Source organism: Streptomyces sp. NPDC033229, from assembly GCF_055576875.1.
In genome coordinates this window covers 1-6,647 of sequence record NZ_JBVIQR010000112.1, presented here as the reverse complement: position 1 = coordinate 6,647, position 6,647 = coordinate 1, and the positions used below count along the sequence as shown (strand labels likewise).

Annotated in this window: 3 protein-coding genes and 4 pseudogenes; 3 read left to right on the top strand and 4 right to left on the bottom strand. The window is 66.3% G+C overall.

Translation table 11 applies throughout. The annotated features are described in order from the left end of the window. Positions 1 to 384 (top strand): annotated as a pseudogene (locus tag ACZ53N_RS35895) (transposase); the annotation flags it as partial. Between the two features lie 220 nt (positions 385 to 604). On the opposite strand, the gene ACZ53N_RS35890 reads toward ACZ53N_RS35895, so the two are convergent. The 3 genes and pseudogenes from ACZ53N_RS35890 to ACZ53N_RS35880 form a co-directional block, all read right to left on the bottom strand. After that, on the bottom strand, positions 605 to 2,014 hold the full coding sequence (locus ACZ53N_RS35890; RefSeq protein WP_469144928.1) for an oxygenase MpaB family protein: 1,410 nt from the start codon (positions 2,012 to 2,014) through the stop codon (positions 605 to 607). Positions 2,015 to 2,100: 86 nt separating this feature from the next. Next, complete coding sequence (gene uppS, locus ACZ53N_RS35885; protein WP_469144927.1) at positions 2,101 to 2,889, bottom strand: polyprenyl diphosphate synthase; 789 nt, start codon at positions 2,887 to 2,889, stop codon at positions 2,101 to 2,103. Between the two features lie 622 nt (positions 2,890 to 3,511). Continuing rightward, positions 3,512 to 4,045 (bottom strand): annotated as a pseudogene (locus tag ACZ53N_RS35880) (transposase family protein); the annotation flags it as partial. A gap of 516 nt (positions 4,046 to 4,561) precedes the next feature. Here ACZ53N_RS35880 and ACZ53N_RS35875 point away from each other — a divergent pair. Then, a pseudogene (locus ACZ53N_RS35875) lies at positions 4,562 to 4,774 on the top strand (IS3-like element ISRhosp5 family transposase); the annotation flags it as partial. A 241-nt stretch (positions 4,775 to 5,015) separates the two neighbouring features. Next, positions 5,016 to 6,110: a zinc ribbon domain-containing protein gene (locus ACZ53N_RS35870; protein WP_469144926.1), complete on the top strand. Its 1,095-nt coding sequence runs from the start codon at positions 5,016 to 5,018 to the stop codon at positions 6,108 to 6,110. A gap of 24 nt (positions 6,111 to 6,134) precedes the next feature. Here the strand turns inward: ACZ53N_RS35870 and ACZ53N_RS35865 are convergent. Then, positions 6,135 to 6,284: pseudogene (locus tag ACZ53N_RS35865) on the bottom strand (transposase); the annotation flags it as partial. Between the last annotated feature and the right edge of the window lie 363 nt (positions 6,285 to 6,647).

Here is a 6,647-nt window from a genome sequence, read left to right as displayed (position 1 = left end):
AGCCGAGCTCGTCATCGACGCGCTCCAGGCCGCGGTCACGGCCCGCCGCGGCGACGCCACCGGAGTGATCTTCCACGCGGACCGCGGATCGCAGGACACCTCCGCCGCGTTCGCCCAGGTCTGCGACCGGCACGGCATCCGCAGAGCATGGGCAGGGTCGGCTCCAGCTACGACAACGCCCTGGCCGAGAGTTCCTGGCAGGGGCTGAAGAGAGAAACGATGCACAGGACAGTGTTCGTGACGATGCGACAGGCGAGGCTGGAGATCTTCCAGTGGCTCACCTACTACAACGCCCGACGCCGACACAGCGCGCTCGCCTACCTCTCACCGCTGGAGTTCGAACAGCAGCACCACAAGACAGCTAAACTCTCACTCGCAGCATGACACCCTGTGTCCACACTCCGGGGGTCACCTCAACCCTTCAGGGAAAGAAGCGCTGGCCAGGGGTGCGTGAAGCACGTCTCGCGGTGGGCGACCCGCTACAAACAACCGCCGACGGCATCCCAAGCTCAGGCAGACAAGCCCGATCGCCTTCGAACAGCGATCGGTTACGCTGCCCGCTATCGCATAGCAAACGGTGTCCGCCTATCCGGAGAAACGCCCTTCATGCCTGGGCGAGCAGGGGGTCGTAGGGGGTGGTTCGTCGGCGTCCAGACATGAAGGACAGGAACTCGCTGACGAACGCGCTGCGGTCGTATGCACCTCTGGTGTCGGTGGTGTCGCGGTGGAAGGCGGTCTGGAACAGGGCTCGGTATTCGTCCGCGTCGATGTGCTGGTCGCCGTCCTTATCGGTCACGTCGAACAGGACCTCGGCGACCCTGATCAGTGAGGGACCGGCTAGGGACGGAACCGCAGTGGCGTACTCGCGGGCGCTGACGCGGCCATCGCCGTCGGTGTCGAGGGCCGTCTGCAGTTCACGCCACCAGTCGGCGTAGGCGGTGTAGAGCCTTGTTTCCTCGGGTTCGTCCAGGTCGAGGCGGCTGGAGAGCTCGCGGGCCATGGCTGCGAGGTCCGGCCAGTCCAGAAAACCGTCACCGGTCTGGTCGAGGACCTCCGCGAAGAACTCCGCCGCGCTGCGCTGCGTCTCCGCGCCCCCGGCGGGTTCCGGCTCCGGGGGGAAAGGTGTGACAAGCCGGAGGAGGGCGCCGGCTCGCTTCATCTGCTCGTGCAGGGCGGTGATGGTTCGTGCGCGGGGGTCGTCGCTGTGCGGGGAGAGTGCCAGCAGGTCGGCGATGTTGGCCGCCTGGATCCAGCTGTCGGGCAGGAAACGGACCAGACCGACGGTGAGGTAGGCGCCCTGCATCAGGGTCTGAGCTCCCGCGAGCTCGGGCAGGCCGGCTCGTCGGCGGAACGGTTCCGGGAGCGAGGCCACGGTGATCGCTCCGATGACTGGGCCGGCGATGGCTCGGCCGGTGGCCCACAGCGCGGGAAATCCGTTCAGGACCGGTGGAGCGGGAAGGTGATCGAACAGCTTGTACAGGATGATCCGCATCGCCTCCGTATTCTCCAGCTCCCGCGCAACCACCCGGTCGAAATAGGGCCAGAAGTCGGCAAGGGCGTCCGGCAGGTGACCGGCTTCGTCTCCCATGGTGGCCAGGAACGTCCGGAACTCGGCGTACAGCCGCTCCATGGCCTTTTGTTCGAGGTGCTGTCCGCTGAGTTGGCACATGGTGACAGCGCTTTCGAACAAGGTCGCCACCACCCAGGCGCGCACCGCGGGGTCCATCGCGTCATAGGGCCGGTTGTCGGACCCGGTGCCGTTCAGCCGTGCGTGCAGGCGGTTGAGCCGTGCAGCCTCCCGCTTCCGCACTTGCTCGTCGGCGCTGAACATGCGCTGCATGCTGAGGAAGGTGTTCCGCAGCCGCCGCCAGGGATGGGCAAGGAACGTGGAGTTGTCTAGCAGAGCGGCGCCGATTTGCGGGTGCGCGGCTTCAAGCACGGTCGCCCGGACCATGGCCAACGCCCAGCGCGGGTCATTGAAGAACCCGTGGAATTCTGAGCCGGGACCGAACAGGGGCTCCCCGGACGCGCCGCCGTTGCTGCTGCCGTGAGTCGTGGAACCGGCACCGCCGGTTTCGGGACAGGGGTTGTCTGTGGTGATCACGATCGGGGTTGTCCGTTCTCGTCCGTCGGCACGCCGCCGAAGCGGCGCTCACGTTGCCTGTAGGTGTGCAGGCACTGGAGGAAGTCCGGTGCGCGGAAGTCGGGCCACAGCACCGGCGGGAAGAGCCATTCGGCGTAGGCGACCTGCCAGAGCATGAAGTTGGAGATGCGCTGTTCGCCGGAGGTGCGGATGGCCAGGTCCACATCTGGGGTGTCAGGGATGGGCAGGTGAGCGGCGAACATCTCCTCGGTCACGGCCGCGGCCAGCACACCGCTGCGGATCAGCGACCGCGCGGCCTCGACGATGTCCCTTCGCCCGCCATGATCGAACGCCACGGTCAGCGTCATGCCCCGGTTCGAAGCGGTCAATGTCATCAGGTCGGCGATGTCCTGGCTCAGTTCCGGCGGGATTCGGGGGTCCGTCATGCCCAGGAAGCGGCAGCGAATGCCCCGGGCGTGCAGCAGCGGGGCGTGCTTGCGCACTACCCGGCGCACCAAGTGCATGAGGAACTCGACCTCAGCGTCCGGGCGACGCCAGTTCTCGGTGGAAAACGCGAACAGACTCAGCCAGCCCACACCGGCTCGGCGTGCGGCTTCGATGATGTCGATCACCGTCGTCTCTGCGGCACGATGGCCGGACGTGCGCGGCAGCGACCGCTGCTGTGCCCATCGGCCGTTTCCGTCCATCACGCACGCGACATGACGCGGCACCCTGCGTGGCCCTGTTACACCCACGCCCTGCTGAGCAGCCGGTGGGGGCAGAACCTGTCGACTGTGGGCTGCCATCCGTCACACCCGCTCCTTCCTGGCAGACAAGCCATTGCGGGATCTTCCCGACGACTGCCACCGCACCACCAGCAGGCTGGCAAGCCTGTTGGAGGGGGTGAGTTCTTCGCGGCGCGTCACGCCAAGGTGCATTACACGTCCCTTGGGTACTGAGGCGGAGGCGCGTTGAATCCGGTGCATTAATATGTCCGAGACACGCCCCTGATCGTCAGCGTTCCTCGGATGAGGTCGCCGTTTCATGTGCAGCCTCCATAGCCGTGAACTACGCCCGTACTGGGGCCGCATGAGCCGTATTCACAGGTGTGCTGCCGGTCGGCGTGGGCATGCGGGGTGATGAGAATGAGGCCGGTGATGCTCAAGCTGACCGCCCCAGCAGCAACGGCGATGCGTTGCGGGATCCGCATATTTGTTGCTTCCTTCTGGTAGAGGTGCTGGCTGAAGAAGACGGCGACGCTGGCTACCCAGGGCTATCAGCGGACCGTAGTTAGTCAACCGGCAACAGGGGTTGCGTTAGATTTTCACTCCTTTGGGAGTACAGGTGTGTGACGTAAGGACGCTCACAGGGTCGCCGGTGTCCGTGGTGCGGAGCAGGCGGCGGCTTGTGCGATCTCAGTAAGGATCTTCAGCGTTGTTGCTCGAGGGTGAGGGTGGTCTGGGTCATTGATGTGAGGCGGTTGGGGCTGGTGCGGGCTTTGCGGAAGAGGCGCCGGGTCTTGAGGCGGGCGCAGGCTCTCTCGACGGGGACCCGTGGTCGTGCGTGTGCCCGGTTGGCGGCCTCCTGTTTGGGTGTGAGGTCGCGTCCGCAGTGCCGTTTGAAGGGTGTGGCGAAGGTTCCGCCGGCTCCTTCGTAGGCTTTGTCCGTGAGGACGGGGATCTTCAGTCGTTCACAGATGGTGATGATGTGGTGGGTGCGGGCGGCGGTGGTGTCCACGGTCCGCCCGGGCAGGGCGGGTGAGGACCAGAGCAGTTCGCCGGCGGGTCCGGTGACGGCCTGGATGTTCACGCCGTGTCGCCTGGCCTTGCCCGAGTAGTCGCCCTGGCTGTCCCCGGCGCGGTCGCACTCGGCGATCGTGCCGTCCACGAGTACGTACTCGGGCCGGGCCCGGCGAAGCGCGCGGGTGAGGGACGGGGCTCGTGCGGCGAGGAGCGTGGTCACGCGGCACCTGCGGCGCAGGAAGCACACGGCCATCGCAAGGCAAAGCGGCTCCGCCCGCGCCTGGTCTGGTGATGCGCGGCTTCACGGCGGATGTGCTGAACGCCAAGCGGTGCGGCGACATCACTGACGTCGCCGTCGGACCGGCGTGGCTGTATCCCGCCACGGTGATCGGCATCTGCTCGCGGCGCGTGACCGGCTGGTCTGTCGCGGACCACACGCGCACGTCCCCGGTCACCGACGCGATCAACCGTGTGGCACAAGGTAGTTGGAGCGACAAGGCGGCGGATGACTCGCCATTCCGGCGTGTGCGCGTCGTGGCCGTGCCACCGACGGACTTCCCATCCCAGTCCCTGGAGGGCCTGCGCTTCCTGGGCGCGCAGGGCCGGGCCCCGGTCAAAGCGATGTCGGTCCAGCGGCCACGACCTCGCGCGGGCTCGAGGCTGACAGCTGCCTTGAGCGCCCTGGTCGCGAGCCTTCCACCGCAGACTCAGCATGGCCCGCGCCAGCATCCGCGTCCGCCAGCCGGGCTGGTCGATCGCCGGTCACATGCGCACGTCCCTGGTCACCGACGCGGGGCGGGTCGGTCTTCCGCAGTGCCAATGGAGCCCAGTACATCTCGGAAGAGTCTGCCCCGGGTCTGGCCAGGATCTCGGCGTGATCAGTTCGCGCGGCGCGGTGGGCACCGCCGCGGACAACGCCGCCGCGGAATCCCTGAACACGACCCTCCGTCCGGTATGCGCGGCTTGGATGCTTGCCCGCCATCGGGCATCCGCGCGGCTGCCGACGCGCTGCCTGCCGCGCTGGCAGCCGTGTTTTTCGCGCTTGACAGTGGGATGCGCCGGGAGGCTTGAGGTTGTTCGTATTGCTGGTGGTTGGCTTGTGTGTTCGGGGTGTCGCTGTGTGGTGTGGGTGCGGGTGATTGGGCTGTGCTGTTGTGGGGTTGTGTGTCAGTGTGAGCTGACTCTGGGGGGTGTGGCTGTGGGGGTTGTTGGGTGCTGGCTGGCCTGAGGGGGTGGCAGTTGTGCGGTTTGTGCGTGTCTTTAGCTACCTGCCCGTTGTGGGGCCTGCGGGGACTGGGGTGTTGGAGCGTCATACGGGTGCGGCGAGGTCGGAGTTCTGTAGGCCCGGCGGCGGTTCTCTGGCGCCTGCTCGCCACAGCGCAGACTTCGATCACCTCCGTGACGGGCCCAACGCGGCGGACACCGCTGGCACGCCCCCCTCGTATGTACCGCCCAGCAATACCCTCCCGACCGCCGGACAAGCCGCCAGCACACTGCCGGGCTCGCCGCATCTGGCCCCGGCTCCTAGCCCTCGCTGCTTCCACCGGCACTTGCCTGACGCCGGCCTCGGCGAGCTGCACCGCCAGCTCACTTGCAAAACCCGCTGGTACGGATCCGCCCTCGTCATCCCCGGCCGAGGCGGAGCCACCAGCACGAAGTGCTCCAGATGCGGTGAGCGAAACCCAAGCTCACCACCCTTGGACAAACGCTTCCACTGCGCATACTGCGGCCACGACACCAGCCGCCGTGACAATGCCGTACGCAACAACCACGAAGCCGCGCGCAGGAAACTCACCGTGTCCGTCGCCCCTGGCACAGGGGAGACGCAAAACGCCTCCCGAGGCAAGGACAAGCCTGACGCTGGCAACAGCGAAGGCCCCCCGCCAACGACGGAAAACCCCACCGCCCCTCACCGGGCAGTGGGCGGAAGACCCACGAGGTCACCCCAGCCGGGCAACCGGCCGGCCATCCCCACACCACACAGAACCCGAACCAGAACAACCCCGCCACACACAGAACAGGCGCAGCCACACAGCACGCCAAACCCACAAGTCGGCCAGGGCACTAACCACACACAAGGATGGGCCCCATCCTTGCCCGGCCGGAGGGTGGAACCGGACGTACTACCCGCACACCAGGAATGGGCCTTACAAGGAGGGCCAGATCACTGGCCTGATCAAGTGCTACCCGCGCACACAGGGATGGGCCCGTCGAGTGAGCATGGAGACCGTCGGCACAAGCTATTGCCCGTACCGGTAAGAATGGGCCCAGCATTGGTTTGGTGACGACCGCAAGAACGTACTGGCCGCCAGGCTGCGGGCGTCGTTGAACCGTGTCCGGTCGTCCCCGATCTCGGCGAGCACCCGGGCGCCGAGCTGGACGCCGAGCCCGGGGAAGCCTGTGATCACTTCGGCGTCCGGATGCTGAGGGAAAGCCTCCTCGACCGCAGCGGCTAGGTCTGCATGGAACAGCTTACTGCACCTTATCCATCCCCAAGGGTCACTACGCCGTGAGGATTCAGTGCCGAAGGGCTACTCGCAACTTCGGGGACGGGGGCGACGGTGAAGCCATTCCAGAATGGAATGAGGGTCGAAAAGAATATTGGCTCATCCAGTTCTGGCCACAAGCCCACACTGCTGAATCTAATTCATCCTGAATTGCCGCAGGTCACCAGTACTCGGCGATCAAGGCAATGGGCTCTGCCTACTGGGTTTTAAAAGGTGATGCCGGAGGGGCTGACGGTCCTTGATCCCTGCGGTACGCCGTCCTCATGAGGTACGTACAAGGCGGCGGTCTGACTGCCGAACGGAGGGCATTCCGGG

Excerpts from the sequence above, each read along its gene's own strand:
- uppS (WP_469144927.1), bottom strand. The coding sequence starts at position 2,889 with ATGGCAGCCCACAGTCGACAGGTTCTGCCCCCACCGGCTGCTCAGCAG.